This is a genomic window from Actinopolyspora sp. BKK2 (assembly GCF_011291845.1).
GTDB classification, from domain to species: Bacteria; Actinomycetota; Actinomycetes; order Mycobacteriales; family Pseudonocardiaceae; genus Actinopolyspora; species Actinopolyspora saharensis.
Genome location: NZ_JAANTE010000004.1, coordinates 214,019 through 232,372, shown reverse-complemented (window position 1 = coordinate 232,372; position 18,354 = coordinate 214,019). Strand labels below are relative to the sequence as shown.

At 70.3% G+C, this 18,354-nt stretch carries 17 protein-coding genes; 3 read left to right on the top strand and 14 right to left on the bottom strand.

The window, feature by feature from the left end; all coding sequences use genetic code 11:
- The first annotated feature begins 289 nt into the window (after positions 1 to 289).
- Positions 290 to 1,153 (top strand): peptidylprolyl isomerase, encoded by an 864-nt coding sequence (locus G9Q41_RS10640; protein ID WP_092522479.1) that lies wholly within the window; start codon positions 290 to 292, stop codon positions 1,151 to 1,153.
- 156 nt (positions 1,154 to 1,309) lie between these two features.
- Here the strand turns inward: G9Q41_RS10640 and G9Q41_RS10635 are convergent, their stop codons facing one another.
- The 8 genes from G9Q41_RS10635 to G9Q41_RS10600 form a co-directional block, all read right to left on the bottom strand.
- Positions 1,310 to 3,622: a bifunctional (p)ppGpp synthetase/guanosine-3',5'-bis(diphosphate) 3'-pyrophosphohydrolase gene (locus G9Q41_RS10635; protein ID WP_092520373.1), complete on the bottom strand. Its 2,313-nt coding sequence runs from the start codon at positions 3,620 to 3,622 to the stop codon at positions 1,310 to 1,312.
- Positions 3,623 to 4,041: 419 nt separating this feature from the next.
- Complete coding sequence (gene secF / locus G9Q41_RS10630) at positions 4,042 to 5,295, bottom strand: protein translocase subunit SecF (RefSeq protein WP_165632638.1); 1,254 nt, start codon at positions 5,293 to 5,295, stop codon at positions 4,042 to 4,044.
- Between the two features lie 3 nt (positions 5,296 to 5,298).
- Positions 5,299 to 7,065, bottom strand: coding sequence for a protein translocase subunit SecD (gene secD / locus G9Q41_RS10625; RefSeq protein WP_347567523.1), 1,767 nt, complete (start codon positions 7,063 to 7,065; stop codon positions 5,299 to 5,301).
- A 393-nt stretch (positions 7,066 to 7,458) separates the two neighbouring features.
- On the bottom strand, positions 7,459 to 7,827 hold the full coding sequence (gene yajC / locus G9Q41_RS10620) for a preprotein translocase subunit YajC (RefSeq protein ID WP_092520370.1): 369 nt from the start codon (positions 7,825 to 7,827) through the stop codon (positions 7,459 to 7,461).
- 602 nt (positions 7,828 to 8,429) lie between these two features.
- On the bottom strand, positions 8,430 to 9,521 hold the full coding sequence (gene ruvB, locus G9Q41_RS10615; RefSeq protein WP_165632639.1) for a Holliday junction branch migration DNA helicase RuvB: 1,092 nt from the start codon (positions 9,519 to 9,521) through the stop codon (positions 8,430 to 8,432).
- A gap of 203 nt (positions 9,522 to 9,724) precedes the next feature.
- Positions 9,725 to 10,390: a Holliday junction branch migration protein RuvA gene (ruvA, locus tag G9Q41_RS10610; protein WP_165632640.1), complete on the bottom strand. Its 666-nt coding sequence runs from the start codon at positions 10,388 to 10,390 to the stop codon at positions 9,725 to 9,727.
- Positions 10,387 to 10,974 carry a crossover junction endodeoxyribonuclease RuvC gene (gene ruvC / locus G9Q41_RS10605; protein ID WP_092520366.1) on the bottom strand — a complete coding sequence of 196 codons (588 nt, stop codon included), beginning with the start codon at positions 10,972 to 10,974 and terminating at the stop codon, positions 10,387 to 10,389. The genes ruvA and ruvC overlap by 4 nt, the downstream gene beginning before the upstream one ends.
- A gap of 119 nt (positions 10,975 to 11,093) precedes the next feature.
- Complete coding sequence (locus G9Q41_RS10600) at positions 11,094 to 11,603, bottom strand: DUF4262 domain-containing protein (RefSeq protein ID WP_165632641.1); 510 nt, start codon at positions 11,601 to 11,603, stop codon at positions 11,094 to 11,096.
- A 232-nt stretch (positions 11,604 to 11,835) separates the two neighbouring features.
- Between G9Q41_RS10600 and G9Q41_RS10595 the strand changes: the two genes are divergently transcribed.
- Positions 11,836 to 12,465, top strand: a complete 630-nt coding sequence (locus G9Q41_RS10595; RefSeq protein ID WP_165632642.1) for a class I SAM-dependent methyltransferase — start codon at positions 11,836 to 11,838, stop codon at positions 12,463 to 12,465.
- An 87-nt stretch (positions 12,466 to 12,552) separates the two neighbouring features.
- Here the strand turns inward: G9Q41_RS10595 and G9Q41_RS10590 are convergent, their stop codons facing one another.
- The 5 genes from G9Q41_RS10590 to G9Q41_RS10570 all read right to left on the bottom strand — a co-directional run bounded on the left by G9Q41_RS10590 (position 12,553) and on the right by G9Q41_RS10570 (position 16,663).
- A complete protein-coding gene (locus G9Q41_RS10590) occupies positions 12,553 to 13,305 on the bottom strand; it encodes a YebC/PmpR family DNA-binding transcriptional regulator (RefSeq protein WP_165632643.1) in 753 nt (250 codons plus the stop codon).
- Complete coding sequence (gene pdxT, locus G9Q41_RS10585) at positions 13,305 to 14,012, bottom strand: pyridoxal 5'-phosphate synthase glutaminase subunit PdxT (protein ID WP_347567524.1); 708 nt, start codon at positions 14,010 to 14,012, stop codon at positions 13,305 to 13,307. The genes G9Q41_RS10590 and pdxT overlap by 1 nt, the downstream gene beginning before the upstream one ends.
- Positions 14,013 to 14,055: 43 nt before the next feature.
- A complete protein-coding gene (locus tag G9Q41_RS10580; RefSeq protein WP_092520361.1) occupies positions 14,056 to 15,492 on the bottom strand; it encodes an amino acid permease in 1,437 nt (478 codons plus the stop codon).
- 140 nt (positions 15,493 to 15,632) lie between these two features.
- A complete protein-coding gene (locus tag G9Q41_RS10575) occupies positions 15,633 to 15,950 on the bottom strand; it encodes an AzlD domain-containing protein (protein WP_165632644.1) in 318 nt (105 codons plus the stop codon).
- Positions 15,947 to 16,663 carry an AzlC family ABC transporter permease gene (locus G9Q41_RS10570; RefSeq protein WP_242687338.1) on the bottom strand — a complete coding sequence of 239 codons (717 nt, stop codon included), beginning with the start codon at positions 16,661 to 16,663 and terminating at the stop codon, positions 15,947 to 15,949. The genes G9Q41_RS10575 and G9Q41_RS10570 overlap by 4 nt, the downstream gene beginning before the upstream one ends.
- Before the next feature lie 79 nt (positions 16,664 to 16,742).
- Between G9Q41_RS10570 and G9Q41_RS10565 the strand changes: the two genes are divergently transcribed.
- A complete protein-coding gene (locus tag G9Q41_RS10565) occupies positions 16,743 to 17,306 on the top strand; it encodes an XRE family transcriptional regulator (RefSeq protein WP_092520359.1) in 564 nt (187 codons plus the stop codon).
- A 125-nt stretch (positions 17,307 to 17,431) separates the two neighbouring features.
- Here G9Q41_RS10565 and pdxS read toward each other — a convergent pair whose 3' ends face one another.
- Positions 17,432 to 18,352, bottom strand: coding sequence for a pyridoxal 5'-phosphate synthase lyase subunit PdxS (gene pdxS / locus G9Q41_RS10560; protein WP_165632762.1), 921 nt, complete (start codon positions 18,350 to 18,352; stop codon positions 17,432 to 17,434).
- Between the last annotated feature and the right edge of the window lie 2 nt (positions 18,353 to 18,354).

Sequence of the window (18,354 nt, the reverse complement as noted above, 5' to 3'; positions counted from 1 at the left end):
CCCTGCGAAATGATCCGCGCGGCGGCGCTTCGACCGGGCCTCCGCGCGGATCGGCCCCGTGTGTTCGACGACCGCACCCGACCGGGAGAGGAAATCGTTCATCCGCACGCCGGTGATCCGCGCAGCGCGGACCTACGGCCCCGGCCCGCGAGCGCGACCGGCACGCGGTGCGGGTTCCGCCTCGCGGAACCCGCACCGGCCGGGGGCTCACGTGCCGGAACCGAGCCCCCACGACTCAGCCACGCGGGGACTGCCCAGCCGACCGACCGCGACCACGGAGTGGGAACAGTTGTCCAGCAACGAACAACGCCGTCAAGCCGCCAAGAGCAAGCTCGAACGCCAGCTCGCTCGCCGGGAGGAGCAAGCGCGCAAACGCAGGACCGTCGCCGTGACGACGACCATCGTGGTGGTGATAGCCGCCGTGGTCGGGGTGTACTTCCTGACCCGAGCGGGCGGGGGCCAGAACAACGCGGCCGGCGCTCCCTCGAGCACCGGCGCCGCGGAGTCCACGCAGTCCCAGGAGTCGTCGGTCTCCATCCCGAGTGAGCGCGCTCCGGCCCCCTCCCGTCCGGAGCCGCTGCCCGCGCAGGTCTCCTGCGAGTACCGCCAGGCCGGCGAGCCGGCGAAACCGGTGGATCCCCCGGAGAACGGGAAGGTGAGCTCTGAGGGGACCGTCGACGCCACGATCGAGACGAACCGCGGCAGCATTCCGATCACCCTGGACCGCTCCCTGGCCCCGTGCACGGTCAACAGCTTCGTCCACCTCGCCGAGGCCGACTTCTACGACGGCGCGCCGTGCCACCGGCTCTCCACGCAGCAGCTGCAGATGCTGCAGTGCGGCGACCCGAAGGGCACCGGCAAGAACGGCCCCGGCTACCAGTTCGACGACGAGACCTACGAGAACATCGACTACGGGCGCGGCTACCTCGCCATGGCCAACTCCGGGCCGGACACCAACGGCAGCCAGTTCTTCGTCGTCTACGGCGAGGCCCCGCTGCCGTCCAAGTACACGGTGTTCGGAACCGTCTCGGACGAGGGGCTGAAGGTGGTCGACGAGGTGGCCCGCGCGGGCCACGACGGCGCCTTCTCCCGAGCGGGCGGTGGTCACCCGAACAAGAAAATCAACTTCGAGGACGTCAAGATCTCGTCCTGAGCACGGCGTGCCGGGGGCGGGGAACGTCCCCGGCACGCACCCGCCTCCGCCGGGGCGCGTCCCGGCGGAGGCGGGAACTGCGCCCCGCGCCCTCGAGCCCCGCGTCCGCGACCACCACGTCGTCGATCAGGGCCTCGTCCGGCGGGGCCTCGTCGGTCAGGACGCCGAGGTCATGCGGTAGACGTCGTAGACCCCCTCGATGTTGCGCACCGCCTTGAGCACGTGCCCGAGGTGCTTGGGATCGCCCATCTCGAAGGAGAACCTGCTCACCGCGACGCGGTCCTTCGAGGTGGTCACCGAGGCGGACAGGATGTTGACCTTCTCGTCGGCGAGCACCTTCGTCACGTCCGAGAGCAGCCGGTGCCGGTCCAGCGCCTCCACCTGGATCGCCACGAGGAAGACCGAGGAGTTCGACGGGGCCCAGTAGACGTCGACCAAGCGCTCGGGCTTGTTGCGCAGGTCCTCGGCGTTGTTGCAGTCGGTGCGGTGCACGCTGACCCCGCCGTCCCTGGTGACGAACCCGAGGATCTCGTCGCCGGGAACCGGGGTGCAGCAACGCGCCAGCTTGGCCCACACCTCACCGGCGCCCGCCCCCTCCACGCGCACTCCGGAATCCCCGGAGGACCTGCGCTGCTGCTGTTGGACCGTGGAGGGGGTGGCCCGCTCGGCGATCTCGTCCTCGGCCTGCTCCACCCCGCCGAGGGAGGCCACCAGCCGCTGCACCACGTGGTGCGCGGAAACCTGGCGCTCCCCCACCGCCGCGTAGAGCGCGGTGACGTCCGTGTAGTGCAGCTCCTTGGCGACCGAGCCGATGGAGTCGGCCGAGACCAGCCGCTGCACCGGCAGGCCGAGCCTGCGCAGCTCCTTGGCGATGGCCTGCTTGCCGGACTCGATCGCCTCCTCGCGGCGCTCCTTGGCGAACCACTGCTTGATCTTGGTCTTGGCCCGCGGCGAGGCCACGAAGGACAGCCAGTCGCGGCTGGGCCCCGACCCCTCCGCCTTCGAGGTGAAGATCTCCACGACCTCGCCGTTCTCCAGCTTGCGCTCCAGGGCGACGAGCCTGCCGTTGACCCTGGAACCGATGCACCGGTGCCCGACCTCGGTGTGCACCGCGTAGGCGAAGTCGACCGGGGTGGCCCCCGCGGGCAGCGTGATCACGTCGCCCTTGGGGGTGAACACGAAGATCTCCCTCGTGTTGAGGTCGTAGCGCAGCGACTCGAGGAACTCGCCCGGGTCGGCGGCCTCGCGCTGCCAGTCCAGCAGCTGGCGCATCCAGGCCATCTCGTCGATTTCGACGCCCGCGCCGCCCCGGCCGCGCCCCTTGGACTCCTTGTACCGCCAGTGCGCGGCGATGCCGTACTCGGCGGTCCGGTGCATCTCCTCGGTGCGGATCTGGATCTCGAGAGGCTTGCCCTCCGGCCCGATCACGGTGGTGTGCAGCGACTGGTACACGCCGAACTTCGGCTGCGCGATGTAGTCCTTGAAGCGCCCCGGCATCGGCTGCCACAGCGCGTGGACCACCCCCATGGCCGCGTAGCAGTCCCGCACCTGGTCGACGAGGATCCGCACGCCCACCAGGTCGTGTATGTCGTCGAAGTCCCTGCCCCGCACGATCATCTTCTGGTGGATCGAGTAGTAGTGCTTCGGCCTGCCCTCCACCTTCGCCGACAGGCGCGCGGCGTCCAGGTTCCCGGAGATCTCGTCGACGACCTGGCGCAGGTAGATGTCCCTGGAGGGGGCCCGGTTGGCGACCAGCCGCACGATCTCGTCGTACTTCTTCGGCTGCAGGATCGCGAAGGCCAGGTCCTCCAGCTCCCACTTGATCGTGGCCATGCCGAGCCGGTGCGCCAGCGGGGCGAGGACCTCGAGGGTCTCGCGCGCCTTGCGCACCTGCTTCTCCGGTGGCAGGAAGCGCATGGTGCGCATGTTGTGCAACCGGTCGGCCAGCTTGATCACGACCACGCGCGGGTCGCGGGCCATCGCGATGACCATCTTGCGGATGGTCTCGGCCTCGGCCGCGTTCCCGAGCTTGACCTTGTCCAGCTTGGTGACCCCGTCGACCAGGTGCGAGACCTCCTCGCCGAAGTCGGCGCGCAACTGGTCCAGCGGGTAGTCGGTGTCCTCGACCGTGTCGTGCAGCAGCGCCGCGACGAGCGTGGTGGTGTCCATCCCCAGCTCGGCGAGGATGGTCGCCACGGCCAGCGGGTGGGTGATGTAGGGATCGCCCGACTTGCGCTGCTGCGTGCTGTGCTGCTCCTCGGCCACGTCGTAGGCCCGCTGGAGCAGCCCCAGATCGGCCTGGGGGTGCAGCTCGCGGTGCACCGAGGCCAGCGGTTCGAGGACCTGCTTGACCTGGGTGGGTCGCTGCGCGGTTATCCGCCGGGCCAACCGCGCGCGAACCCGTCGGGGCGCCGAGGCCGGTCGCTGCGCGGAGGACTCGGTCGCAGGGGACTCGGCTTCTTGGCTCACAGCACGCTCCCGGGTATTCGAGGATCCGCTCGCCCCGGGTCCACTCCTCACGGCACACCCTAGGTGTCCGGTGTACGACCCGGACACCGAGCATAACGCCGCACCGGCCGATCGAACTTCCCCGTCACCCCTGTGCCGCGCTCGGCGGTCGAGAAGTGCTGCGGATCACCGCCGCCGTCATCGGCCGAACCGATCTGAATCGATTCCGCGACCCGTTCGGCCGATCGCTTCGCGAAAGCGCTCCACCCGCTCACGACGGGCGAGGCGGTCCCGCGAAAAATCCGCCGTGCGGCCCGGCGGGGGCCGCACGGCGGATCGTCACGGGTTGAAGGAGTCCACGGGCGGGATGAGCGCTCGCTCGTGCCGAGCGTCGGGCAAGCGGCCGCGCCACTTGCCCGGCCGCACGCTCTCCGAGAAGCTCACCTGCGCCTGCGCGCCCCGGCGCGACGTTGCGCCTTGCCGGACGGGCGGGCCTGCTCCGCCGAGCCGGATCCCTTCGCGGCCCCGGCACCGGCCAGTCGGGACGCGGAGCCGTTGCGCCTCGGCTTCTCGTCGGCGCCCGCCGCCGGGGCGTCGCCCGTGCTCGACTGCTCGTCGGCCTCGCCGCGGTTCTCCCTGCGCTGCAAGACCTTGTCCCGCTGCGCGCGGTACTTGGGGTCGCGCATCTTCAGGTCGACCAGCAGCGGGGTGGCCAGCAGCAGCGAGGAGAACACACCCGCGATCATGCCGATCCCCTGGACGAGCGCCAGGTCGCGCAGCACGCCGACGCCGAGCATCCCCGCCCCGACGATCAGCAGCCCCAGCACGGGCAGCAGGGCGATCACCGAAGTGTTGATCGACCGCATCAGGGACTGGTTGACCGCGAGGTTCGCCGCTTCCGGATAGGTGCGGCGGGTCACGCTCAGCAGACCGGAGGTGTTCTCCTTGACCTTGTCGAAGACCACGACCGTGTCGTAGAGCGAGAACCCGAGGATGGTCAGCAGGCCGATCACCGTGCTCGGGCTGACCTCGAACCCGGTCATCGAGTAGATCCCCGCCGTGACCAGCACGTCGTGGATCAGCGCGACCAGCGCTCCCACGGCCATCCAGCGCTCGAAGTAGAACGCGAGGAACACGGTCACCAGCGCGAGGAACACGCCCAGCGCGATCAGCGCCTGCCTGGTGATCTCGTTGCCCCAGGTTCCGCTGACGGCGCTGTCACTGATGGCCTCGGCACTGGGCTGACCGTTGGTCCCGAGCGGGCGCAGCTCCTCGTAGAGCGCCGTCTTGACCTCGCCGACCTGCTGGACGCTGAGCTTCTCGGTGCTGATCTGCACCGTCTGCGAGCCACCGCTGCCGACCAGCTGAACCGAGGAGGGGTCCTCGTCGAGGGCGTCCCGGAACGTGTTCTCGACCTGCTCGGTGGTGATCTGCCCGGAGGCGCCCTGAGCGGGCATCGAGATGTTGGTCCCGCCCTCGAACTCGAGGCTGAGGTTGAACCCCTTGACGCCGATCGAGGCGGCCGAGGCCAACATCAGCAGCCCGAGCAGGACGTACCAGTACTTGCGCTTGCCGACGATGTCGAAGGCGCCGGTGCCCGTGTAGAGGCGGTGCAGCACCCCGCTCTTGCGCCCCGTCGCGTTCGCGCCGCTGTCCGCGGCCGGAGCCTTCCCGTTGCTTCCGGTGGTGTCCACGCCTCAAGCCTCCTTCGGAGTGCCGCCCGAAGCACTCTGCTGCTGGTTGCCCTGCCGTTGTTTCCTGGCACGCTCACCCATCCGCTGGACGGCGCCGAGCCCCGAGAGACCGGGACGCGAGAGGAACTTGTTGCGGGAAGCCAGGGCGACCAGGGGATGCGTCACCAGGAACACGACGATCAGGTCCAGCACCGTCGACATCCCGAGCGTGAACGCGAAGCCCTTCACCTGCCCGACGGCGAGCAGGTACAGCACCCCGGCCGCGAGGAAGCTGACCGTGTCCGCGGAGAGGATGGTTCTGCGTGCTCGTGCCCAGGACCGCGGCACCGCGGACCGGAAGGTCCTGCCCTCGCGGATCTCGTCCTTGAGACGTTCGAAGAACACGATGAACGAGTCCGCGGTGATTCCGATCGCGATGATGAAGCCCGCCATGCCGGGCAGGTCGAGCGTGAAGCCGATCCAGCGCCCGAACAGCACCAGCACGCCGTAGACGACCGCGCCGGACAGCACCAGCGAGAGGATGGTCAGCACCCCGAGCAGCCGGTAGTAGACCAGGCAGTAGGCCGCGACCAGGATCAACCCGATGCCGCCCGCCAGCAGGGCCGCCTCCAGGGAGACGATGCCCAGGGTGGGCGAGACCGTCTCGGCGGTCGACTGGTCGAAGGCCAGCGGCAGGGAGCCGTACTTGAGGGTGTTGGCCAGGTTGTCGGCCTCCTCCTGGGTGAAGTCACCCTCGATCTGCGTGTTGCCGCCGACGATCGCAGTGTTGATCGACGGGGCGGAGACCACCTGGTTGTCCAGCACGAAGCCGACCTGCTGGCCGACGTTCTGGGAGGTGAAGTCGGCCCAGGTCTGGCTGCCCTGCTGCTTGAAGTTCAGGTTCACGGTCCACTGCGGCTTCTGCTGGCCCGGCGGGGCGGAGTTCGCGTCGGCGATCTGGGTGCCGGGGATCAGCACCGGCTCGAGGATGTACTTGGTGTTTCCGTCCTGACCGCAGGTCACCAGCGGCTTGTTCGGATCGGCGTTGCCGCGCAGCGGGTCGGGGGCGCTGCAGTCCAGCGCCATGAGGGCCTGCCGCTGTATCGCGGGGTTCTCGCTCTGGCGCAGCTGCTTCGCCTGCTCGATGCGCTCGGCCCTGGTGGCCTCCTCGCCGCTCTGACCGGGTGCCTGCTGCTGGCCCGAGTCCCCCTGCTGGCCCGAGTCCTGCTGCTGGTCCTGGGCCTGCTGGACGGCAGCCTGCGGAGCCGTGTTCGCCGGGCCGTCCTGGCCCGAGCCGCCGGCGCCGTTGCCCTGCTGGGAGGCTCCGCCCTGACCGCCCTGGCCCGGAACCCCCTGCCCGGGGACACCCTGGCCCTGGCCGCCCTGGCCCGGAACGCCCTGGGTGGCCGACACGGGAACGGCCTGCTTGACCTGGCGGAGGTTCAGCTCCGCGGTCTGACCGAGCCGTTTGGCCTGCTCCCCGTCCTTGCCGGGCACGGTGATGACCAGGTTGGTCCCGTCGATGGTCACCTCGGAGCCGCTCACCCCGAGCCCGTTGACCCGTTGTTCGATGATCTGCCGAGCCTGCTTCAGCGACTCGTCGCTCGGTGGCTTCCCGTTGGGAGTGCGGGCCGTCAACGTGACCCGGGTGCCACCCTGTAGATCGATTCCCAGCTCCGGGGTGGGTTTGCGGTCGCCGGTGAAGAACACCAGGCTGTATATACCCAGGAGAATCACCACGAAGGCCAGCAAGTAGCGTGCCGGCCGGATCTGCCCGCGTGGAGGTGCCACGTTAGGTCTGTCTCCTCGTCCGAGGTCGGTGCCGAAGGTCCAGCAGTCGTCCAGAGCCACGCCGTCGCACCGCTCCGGCACGACGCGACGCGCCGCACGGTGACTGCGCGACAGCGCTGTTCAGTTTGACAGGTCACATGTTCGCCCCCTCCCGTTGGGAGGGGACGTCGGCAACATATCCGCGGACCCGCGTGCTTGCCACCATGATTCGGATCGCTGTCCGCGCGTTCGCCCCGGCGCGCGGCGTTCCGCGTGTTCAGCCGGTAGGACCGGGCGCACGGGTGGCGAGAACCCGCCACCGGACACGAATCGCCTCGCGGGCACGTGTCCGGTGCGGCTTTTCGATCCTCAGCACGACGCGCGGGCCGGCGGAGGGACCGACGAACGTGCCCGTCAGCTGGTCTTCTGCTTCTCGGTGCTGTCGGCCGTCTCCTCGTCACCGGAATCGGCCGGTTCGTCGCTCGACTCGTCGTCCGAGTCCTCGTCGCTGTCGTCCTCGTCGGACTCGGAGTTGACCTTCTCCCTGATCGCCTGACGCAGCCAGGTGGTGACGACACCATCGGCGATTTCGAGATCGAGGGAGTCGTCGTCCGTGTCCACAACGGTGCCGAAAAGCCCCGAGGTGGTCATGACGCGGTCGCCGACCGTCAACGAGTTCTGCAGTTTCTGCTGTTCGCTCATCGCCTTCCGCTGCTTGCGCATCTGGAAGAACAGCATCGCGGCGATGCCGACGAGCAGAATCGGGAAAATCAGGCCTTCCATCTTGCTCCATCCACGGACGTCTCCCGGACGGCGCGGCGACCGCGACCACGGAGCCGTGCACCACCGGCGCCCGGACTGTTCGGATGTACCGCCTCCAGTGTGCCAGGCTCACCTGCGGTGAAACGGGCCTACCCGAAGACCCCGGCTCCGGCGGGCTGTGTCCCAGCGCACAGCGTCGATCGGCGCGCACGCCCCGGGCTCGACCGCCGACAGCGCGCGAACGTGGGCAAGGCCACCAGCCCGGTCCCGATGAGACGTCGCCCTCCCGGCCGCGCGAGCGCTCACTGCTGCGCCGAACTCCACCGGGAACTCCCGACCGAGGCTCCGTTCGATGCAAGCGCTTACGAGCCTGCGCAGTCGGCACCGCCGCAAGCACCCCGAACCGCCCGAGACCCCCGGACAGGCACTCCCGACCGGGGGGCTTCACGCCAACGCAGGTGCTTTGAGCCTATCCAGCCCGACCGACCGCGGGTTCTCTCGTGGTGCTCTCGCGAGGAAGGCCCGACGTTGTGTAGGTGGCTACCCGATGTCGGGCCTCCCCGCAGCGAGAGCCCGCGAGAGGTTCCGCCAAGCGACCACCTACGACAACCGAGCCGCCGACCCTACTCCTCGAAGAGCGTCGGTTCGGCTGTGCCGAAAGCGTTCGCCGGGGGAACCAACCCCAGGTGCTGCCACGCCGCCGCCGTGGCCACCCGCCCCCGCGGGGTGCGCGCCAGCATCCCCGCCCGGACCAGGTAGGGCTCGCAGACCTCCTCGATGGTGGTCTGCTCCTCCCCCACCGCCACGGCCAGGGTGGAGATCCCCACCGGTCCGCCGTTGAAGGAGCGGGCCAGCGCGCTGAGCACGGCCCGGTCCAGCCGGTCCAGCCCGAGCTCGTCCACGTCGTAGACCTCGAGGGCCGCGCGGGCCACCTCCACCGTGACGGTGCCGTCGGAACGGACCTCGGCGTAGTCCCGGACCCGGCGCAGCAGGCGGTTGGCGATGCGCGGAGTCCCGCGACACCGCCGGGCGATCTCGTGCGCCCCGTCCTCGCGCAGCCGCACCCCGAGAATTCCCGCCGACCTGCGGATGACCTCGCCGATCTCGGAGGGCTCGTAGAACTCCATGTTGGCTGTGAAACCGAACCGGTCGCGCAGCGGCCCGGTCAGCGAACCGGAGCGGGTGGTGGCTCCCACCAGGGTGAACGGAGCTATGTCCAGGGGGATGCTCGTGGCGCCCGGCCCCTTGCCCACGACGACGTCCACCCGGTAGTCCTCCATCGCGAGGTAGAGCATCTCCTCGGCCGGGCGGGCCATCCGGTGTATCTCGTCGATGAACAGCACGTCGCCCGCGGTCAGGTTGGACAGCATCGCCGCCAGGTCGCCGGGACGTTCCAGCGCGGGGCCCGAGGTGACCCGGATCGAGGCCGAGAGCTCGGAGGCCAGGATCATCGCGAGGCTGGTCTTGCCCAGCCCGGGTGGTCCCGCGAACAGCACGTGGTCGGGCTGCTCACCACGTCCCAGCGCGCCGTGCAGCACGAGCTTCAGCTGCTCGCGCACTCGCTGCTGCCCCACGAAGTCGGCGAGCGTGCGCGGACGCAGACTCGCTTCGATCTCCTGCTCGCCACTGCTCTGGTGCGGTGACAACTCCTCCTGCGGCCCCACGTCCTCGGCCGGTGGAGCACCGGAGCTCTCCCCCCACTCGTCCTCGTGCATCGGTCTGCTCGAAGCCTCCTCCGTGCTGGTCCGAAAAACCCGCGCCCCACCTCGACGGGCTCTCCACGTCCCCTGGCGCCGCGAACGGGGCGGAGAACTCCCCGTGCCCGTTCGCCGGGCGGGCCGGTCCGCGCACCCGCTCACCCCCAGTGTTCCAGGGATCCGGTGCTTCAGGGCCGCGCGACTGCTGCCGGGCCGCGGCGCTAACTCTTGGGGCCGAGCGTGGCCAACGCCCTGCGCAGCAGGGTCGAGGTGTCGAGCCGGTCCTGTCCGTCCTCGGCGAGCACCGCGTCCACGCTCTGCTCGGCCTGCTTGGCGGAGAAGCCGAGCCCGACCAGGGCCTCGCCGACCTCGGAACGCAGCCGCGCGGTGGAGGCCGGGCCGGGGTCCTCCGCGCCGCGCACCCCGTCCACCGGCTCCCCCTGGGGCCCGGCGGCTTCGCCTCCCGGAGCGGCCTGGTGACCGGACAGCGCGTTGACCTTGTCCCGCAGTTCGAGGGTCAACCGCTCCGCATTCTTCTTGCCGATCCCGGGGACCCTGGTCAGCACGCCGATGTCGCCCTCGGAGAGGGCGTCGCGCAACTGCCGCGGTTCGAGCACGGCCAGCGCGGCCAGCGCCAGCCGCGGTCCCACTCCGGAGGCGGTCTGCAACAGGGCGAACAGGTCGCGCGCCTGGGTGTCGGCGAAGCCGTAGAGCGTGAGCGAGTCCTCGCGAACCACCAGCGAGGTGGCCAGCCTGGCCTCCTCCCCGCTGCGGATCCCGCCGAGGGTGGCCGGGGTCGCGTACACGGCCATCCCCACGCCACCGACCTCGATCACGGCGTGGTCCAGCCCGACGGACAGCACCTCACCCCGAACCGAAGCGATCATCGTTGTTGCCCTCCCGTCCCGGACGAATCACGAGCGGCCCGGCGCAGCCGCTGCTGGTGGTTGCGGGCGAGCTCGGCCGCCCGCTGCTCCGCCTCGGCCAACCTGCCGGTCATCGGCGCGCGCCACAGGTGGCACAGTGCCAGCGCCAGCGCGTCGGCGGCGTCGGCGGGTTTGGGCGGTGTGCTCAGCCCGAGGACCTTGCTCACCATCGAGGTCACCTGGCGCTTGTCGGCCCGGCCCGAACCGCTGATGGCCGCCTTGACCGAGCTGGGGGTGTGGAAGGCGACCTGGATGTCCCTGCGCGCCGCGGCCAGCGCCACCACGCCGGAGACCTGGGCGGTTCCCATGACCGAGCGCACGTTCTGCTGGCTGAAGACCCGCTCTATCGCCACCACGTCCGGCTCGTGCGCGCGGATCCACTCCTCGACCCCGTCACTGATGGTCATCAGGCGCTGCGGCAGCTCGTCCTCGACCGGGCTGCGCACGACACCGACGCCGAGGCAGTTCACACCCCGCCGGTGTCCTTCTTCGATGACGCCGATCCCGCAGCGGGTCAGCCCCGGGTCGACTCCGAGTACGCGCACCCCGTCATCCTCTCGCACGAGCCTTCGTTGAACAGACGTTCGAATCCTATCGCCCGCCCGAGCCGTCCGGCACGGACGACACACCGAAGCCTCCGCGCGGAGGGGCGCGCCCGGAGGGCTCAGATCCCGTCGCGGCCGGGGACCCAGCTCTCGGGCAGGCCGGAGTCGGTCAGCACGGGCTGGTACGCGGCGAACCCCTCCGGTGCCTGGTCGGACCAGGGGAAGACGCCGGTGTCGGGGGTGGGCAGCAACAACTGCACGGCGGGGAAGTCCGCGTCGCCGTACAGCAGCATCGCACTCCCGAGGTACTCCGGGTAGTGGACACCGGCGACGCGTTCGAAGGTGACCGGCTGCTCGGCCAGGAACCCCTCGTAGAGCCACCCCGGGACGAACCGCTCACCCCGGCCGACCCGGGCCGTGTAGGTGTTCACCACGGTCTGCGCGACCTCCTGGGGGAGTCCGACCACCACGACCTCGGGCTTGCCGAACCGTCTCCAGGCACCCACCGAGAAGGCGTACGGCGGGCGCTGTTCCTCCTCGTCGACGTGCACGACGGCGGCACCGTGGCGTTCGGAGGTACGTAACAGCCAGTCGCGCATCTCTTCGGGGGCGTCCGGGGTGGCGGTCATCGCGCTTCGCCTCTCCGTCGGGTGGTACGCGTTCGCGGCCGCCGCGGGCGGTGTCCGGCCCGCGCGACGTCGAGGCGAAGCCTAGTTCACCGAGTCACCGCCCCACAGGGGTGCTCCGCGGGATCGGCGATTGACTTCGAGTTCGATCGAACCCGCACACTCCACCGGAACCATCCGCTCCACGGGCCCATCCGCCCCGGACGCGGAACGCACGAAGGAGGCGAGCAGCACCATGGACACCTCGATCCCGCGCGACAACTTCGAGAGGGCCTACGCGGAGGGCTCCCCGCCCTGGGTGATCGGGCAATCCCAACCCGCGCTGGTCGAACTGGAACGAGCCGGGCACGTGTCCGGCTCGGTGCTCGACCCCGGGTGCGGCACCGGGGAGAACACGATCCTGCTCGCCGAGCTCGGTTACGAGGTGCTCGGCATCGACGGCTCCGAGACGGCCGTGGCCACGGCGCGGCGGAAGGCCGCCGAGCGCGGGGTTCCCGCCCGGTTCGAGGTCGCCGACGCCATGAACCCGGGGACGAGCCCCCGTTTCGACACGGTGGTGGACAGCGCGCTGCTGCACGTCTTCGGACAGCGGGACCGCCTGGCCTACACGCGGGGCCTGCACGCGGTGTGCCGCCCCGGCGCGGTGCTGCACGTGCTGGCGCTGGCGGACGTCCAGGACGCCGGAGGCCCCCGGATCAGCGCGGAGGCGCTCCGCGACTCCTTCGGCCCCGGCTGGGAACTCGAGGAGCTCCGGCAGGACCGCTACCGCGGCATCGCGGGCGAGCAGTACGCCGAACAGCTGGGAGTCCGCCCGGAAGACGCGGTGGACACGGCGGCCTGGCTGGCACGGGCCCGCAGGCGCTGACGAGCGCGGTCCGCCGGAGAGGTGCCCGCGGTCGCCGGTGGGGAGCTCTCGGGGCCGGCAGCGAGCCGCCCCCGAGAGCTCTCCGCCTCACGCGGAGACCTGCGCCATGACCTCGTCGCTGACGTCGAAGTTCGAGTACACGTTCTGCACGTCGTCGCAGTCCTCGAGCGAGTCGATCAGCTTGAAGACCTTGCGCGCACCGTCGCTGTCCAGCGGAACGTTCACCGAGGGCAGGAAGCTCGGCTCGGCCGAGTCGTACTCGAAGCCCGCGGCCTGCAGCGCCTTGCGCACCGGAACGAGGTCGCTCGGCTCGCAGAGCACCTCGTACTTCTCCCCGAGGTCCTCGATCTCCTCGGCACCGGCGTCCAGCACGGCGCCGAGCACGTCCTCCTCGCTCAGCCCGTTCTTGGGCAGGAGCACCACCCCACGCCTGTTGAACAGGTAAGACACCGAGCCCGCGTCGGCCATCGAGCCGCCGTGGCGGTTCATCGTGGTCCGCACCTCGCTGGTCGCGCGGTTGCGGTTGTCGGTCAGGCACTCGATCAGCACCGCCACACCGTTGGGTGCGTACCCCTCGTACATGGCCGTCTGCCAGTCGGCGCCGCCCGCTTCCTCACCGGCACCGCGCTTGCGGGCGCGCTCGATGTTGTCCTGCGGCACCGAGGACTTGCGCGCCTTCTGCATGGCGTCGTACAGGGTCGGGTTGGCCTCGGGATCGCCCCCGCCCATTCGCGCGGCGACCTCGATGTTCTTGGTCAGCTTCGCGAAGAGCTTGCCGCGCTTGGCGTCGAGGGCGGCCTTCTTGTGCTTGGTAGTGGCCCACTTGGAGTGGCCGCTCATCAGTCCTCCGTGGTTTCTGCTCTTGCCGGAGTGGTGTCGCGGGTCTCTCCGGCACCGCTCTCGTGGATTACCCGCACGAACAGGCGATGCACCCGATCGTCCCCGTCGACCAGCTCCGGGTGGAAAGCGGTCGCGAGCACCGGACCCTGCCGAACGGCGACGATGGTACCCGTCCCGGATCCGGGGGCCGAGTCCTGCGACGACCGCTCCGGCACCTCGGCCAGCACCGCGACTCCGGAACCCGCCTTCTCCACGACGGGGGCGCGGATGAACACGGCGTGCAGCGGATCCCCCTCGATCCCCGCGAACTCCAGATCGGCCTCGAAGGAGTCGACCTGACGTCCGAACGCGTTGCGCCGGACCACCACGTCCAGCGCTCCGAGCGGGCGGACACCGGCACCGCCCCGGTCGTCGGAGCGGTCGTCCAGCACGCTGCCCGCGAGCAGCACCATGCCCGCGCAGGATCCGTAGGCGGGCATGCCGTCCCGCAGGCGCTGCCGCAGCGGTTCGAAGAGCTCGAAGTTCTCCAGCAGGCGGGTCATCGTCGTCGACTCGCCTCCCGGGAGCACGAGCCCGTCGACAGCGGCGAGTTCCTCGGGCCTGCGCACGGGTAGCGCCGAGACCCCGATGCGCTCGAACGCCTCGAGGTGCTCGGCGACGTCGCCCTGCAGGGCGAGCACGCCCACCACCGGTTGAGCTTGGTTCACACCCCCGATTGTCCTGCACACCAGCTCGCGGGCAAAGCCAGGGTCACCCCTGCTCGGAAGCTCCGGAGCGACGGCGGACGACGCTCCAGCCGAACCATATCGCCACGATCAGCAGCGGGACGGCGTACAGCGACCAGCGGGCCGCCACGTCCGAGGAGAACCCGGCCAGCACGAGCACGAGTGCGAGGAAGCCGAGCACGACCCAGTTCGTGTAGGGCGAGCCTGGCATCCGGTAGGAGGGGCGCCGCAACTGCCCCAGCTCGGCGAGCCTGCGCATCCTGAGCTGGCTGTACAGCAGCGCCGCCCAGGTGGCGATCACGCCGAGCGAGGAGATCGAGGTGGCGATCTCGAAGGCCTTGTCCGGGACCGCGTAGTTGAGCAGCACCCCCAGCAGGAAGACCGCCGCGGTGAACAGCACGGCTCCGTAGGGGGCGCGCTGCGCGTTCATCCTGGCGGTGAAGGAGGGGGCCTCCCCGTTGAGCGAGAGCGAGCGCAGGATGCGCCCCGTCGAGTACAGCCCGGAGTTGCAGCTGGACAACGCCGCGGTCAGCACGACGAAGTTCATGATGTCACCCGCCCACGGAATGCCGATGCTGGAGAACACCGTCACGAAGGGGCTCTCCGCGCCGCTGTAGGCGGTCCAGGGCAGCACCATGCACAGCAGCAGCAGCGAGCCCACGTAGAACAGCGCGATGCGGGCGATGACGCTGTTGATGGCGCGCGGCATCACCTTGGCCGGGTTCCGGGTCTCCCCCGCGGCGATACCGGCCATCTCCATCGAGGCGTAGGCGAAGATCACGCCCTGCAGGCTCATCAGCACCACCGGCAGCCCCATCGGGAGGAAGCCGCCGTGCTCGAAGAGGTTGGACACGCCCGCCGTGGTCTCGCCCACCTGCGCGCCGGTGGCGACCAGCCAGACGCCGACGACCAGGAAGCTGATGATGGCCAGCACCTTGACCACCGAGAACCAGAACTCGAGTTCGCCGAACAGCCGGACGGACAGCAGGTTCACCACCAGCAGGACCAGCAGCGACAGCAGCGCGGTGATCCACTGGGGGAACTGCGGGAACCACTTCCCGATGTAGATCCCGGCCGCGGTGATCTCGGCCACTCCGCTCCCGACCCAGTTCACCCAGTACATCCAGCCCGCGGCGAAGCCGGCCCACGGACCGATGAACTCGCGGGCGTACTCCACGAAGCTTCCCGAGACCGGGCGGTACAGCACCAGCTCGCCGAGCGCGCGCATCACGAAGAAGACCGCGATGCCGCAGCCCAGGTAGGACAGGATGATCCCCGGGCCCATCTCCTTCAGGAGGCCGCCCGCCCCCAGGAAGAGTCCGACTCCGATCGCCCCGCCCATGGCGATCATCTGGACCTGGCGGTTGCCCAGTCCGGCCGCGTAGCCTTCCCACTCGCCCCGCTCACCCGTCCGGTCGGTCGTGACCGCGCTGTCGTTCGGCGGCTCGGGTGCGCTGACCAAGGTCTGCCTCCCACTGCGCATCGGCCGGGTGCGGATGGCCCGGCGCGGTACGGCGACCGAACCCGTGGTGCGGGTTCGGCCCGATCGACAAGACCCTAATCAGTCGTTTCTCATCCCCCGCACGGGGGGTTAACGAATGTTTACACAAAGGACATATCGAGCAGCGCGCGCAGCCCCGCGGTGACTCCGGCGGCGGCCAGCACCACCACCACGAACGGGGCCCGCCGCCAGGCCAGCACCCCACCGGCCACGACTCCGGCCAGCCGCGCCACTCCGGCGAACGTGCCCGACTCGTACAGCGTGCTGGTCACCACGAAGGCGCCGAGCAGCACCAGGGCGGCCGTGGACAGCATCCGCCGCCCCTCCTCGGGCAGGTCCAGCCTGCCGCGCAGCAACGGGCCTGCCACCCGCAGGGCGTAGGTGCCCGCGGCCAGCGCCACCACGATCCCCAGGTTCATGCGGCCTCCTCCTCGCGCGCTCCGCTGCGCTCTCCCCGGGAAGCCGGGAGCGCGGCCAGGGTTCCGAACAGGGCGAGCAGCACGGGGAGCCCTTCCGCCAGCAGCGGGGTCAGCACCACGGCCACCACGGAGCCGAGCACCACCGCCCGGAGGGTGGGGCGATCCCGCAGGGAGGGCAGCACCAGGGCGAGCAGCCCGGCAGGCAGGGCCGCGTCCAGCCCGAGGGCGCGCGGGTCCCCGACGCCGTTGCCGATCAACCCTCCGACGAACACGGAGGGCGCCCAGACCCCGTACAGGGTCAGCCCGGCGACCCAGAAGGCGCGGCGCTGGCGCTGCGGGTCCGACTCGGCCAGCGCGAAGGCCACCGCCTCGTCCACCAGCAGGTGACTGCCGAACAGCCTGCCGAGCGGACCGCTCCGCCCCAGCACGTTCCCGAGGGCCAGCCCGTAGGGCAGGTGCCTGGCGTTGAGCAGCACCCCACCGAGCACCACCGCGAGCGGAGCCGCCCCCGAGGTGGCCATTCCGACGGCCATCAGCTCGGACCCACCCGCGAACACCAGGGCGCCCATCAGGGTGGCCAACCAGAGCGGGACGCCCCGCGAGACCGCGATGGCCCCGAGCGAAGCTCCGATCACCGCGAGCGCGAGCCCCATGGAGGCCACGGGGGCGAACAGGGAGGTCTCGTCCCCGGAGCCCCTCGCTGTTCGTTTCATTGAACGCATAGTCAGCTATATTGAACACGAGCACGATTGTTCGTCAAGTCGAACAAAAGGAAGGACACAGCGAACAACAATGAACGACGGCAGGCCCACCACCGCCCTGGAGGTCATCGCCCCCGCGCTGCGACGTGCCCGCGAGGAGGCCGGCGTCTCCCTCAACGAGCTCGCCAAGCGCGCCGGACTCGCGAAGTCCACCCTCTCCCAGCTCGAGTCGGGGGCGGGAAACCCCAGCGTGGAGACGCTGTGGGCGGTGGCGGCGACCCTCGAGATCCCCTTCAGCAGGCTCGTGGAACCTCCCGCCCCGCACGTGAAGGTCATCCGCTCCGGACACGCCCCCAGGCTGGGCTCCGAGCAGGGGGACTTCGCCGCGGGCCTGCTCTCGTCCTGCCCAGCGGGCGCCAGCAGGGACCTCTACGAGATCACGCTGCCCCCGGAGCAGGAACGACACGCGGAACCGCACCACCGGGGGACGGTCGAGCACCTGGTGGTGACCTCAGGGACGCTGCGCGCGGGTCCGGCGACGGAGCCGGTCGAGCTGCACCCCGGCGACTACCTCACCTTCTCCGGCGAGGTCGCCCACGTGTACCGGACGCTCTCCCTCCCGGCCACGGCGCTGCTGGTCATGGAACACAAGTAGGGGCTCCCCCACTTCGGCGGGCGAGCCCCGGATTCGTGCTGACAGTTCCGCGCGAAACGTTCTCTCCGGAACGGTTCCGGAGTGACCGCTTCGCGCGAAACGTCCCGGCGTGACGGGACGAGCGGTCACCAGCCGCGCTGCGCGTAGTGCTGCTCCTCCGGCAGGTCCGCCACGTTGAGCCCGACCATGGCCTCACCCAGCCCGCGCGAGACCCTGGCGAGCAGGTCGGGGTCGTCGTAGAACGTCGTCGCCTTGACGATCGCCTCGGCCCGAGCCTTCGGGTCACCGGACTTGAAGATCCCCGAACCGACGAACACGCCCTCGGCACCGAGCCTGCGCATCATCGCCGCGTCCGCCGGGGTGGCGATGCCTCCGGCGGTGAACAGCACCACGGGCAACTGTCCCGTTTCGGCGACCTCCCGCACGAGCTCCACCGGCACCCGCATCTCCTTGGCCGCCGCGTACAGCTCCGAGCTGTCCAGCACCGAGAGCTTGCGCAGCTCCGCGCGGATCCGGCGCATGTGCCGGGTCGCCTCCACCACGTTGCCGGTCCCGGCCTCGCCCTTGGAGCGGATCATCGCCGCGCCCTCGGCGATGCGCCGGAGGGCCTCCCCCAGGTTGGTGGCGCCGCAGACGAAGGGGACCGTGAACGGCCACTTGTCCACGTGGTTGTCCTCGTCCGCCGGGGTCAGCACCTCGGACTCGTCGACGTAGTCGACCCCGAGCGACTGCAGCACCTCCGCCTCGACGAAGTGCCCGATGCGCGCCTTGGCCATCACCGGGATGGATACCTCCCAGACGATCTCCTCGATCATCGCGGGATCGGACATCCGGGCCACCCCGCCCTGGGAACGGATGTCGGCGGGCACCCGCTCGAGCGCCATGACGGCGACCGCTCCGGCCTCCTCGGCGATCCTGGCCTGCTCCGGGGTCACGACGTCCATGATCACGCCGCCTTTGAGCATCTCCGCCATGCCCCGCTTGACACCGTCCGTGCCCGTGGAAGTCCGCGCGGGGCGGCTGCTCGCGACGTCGCCGTTGGTCACCT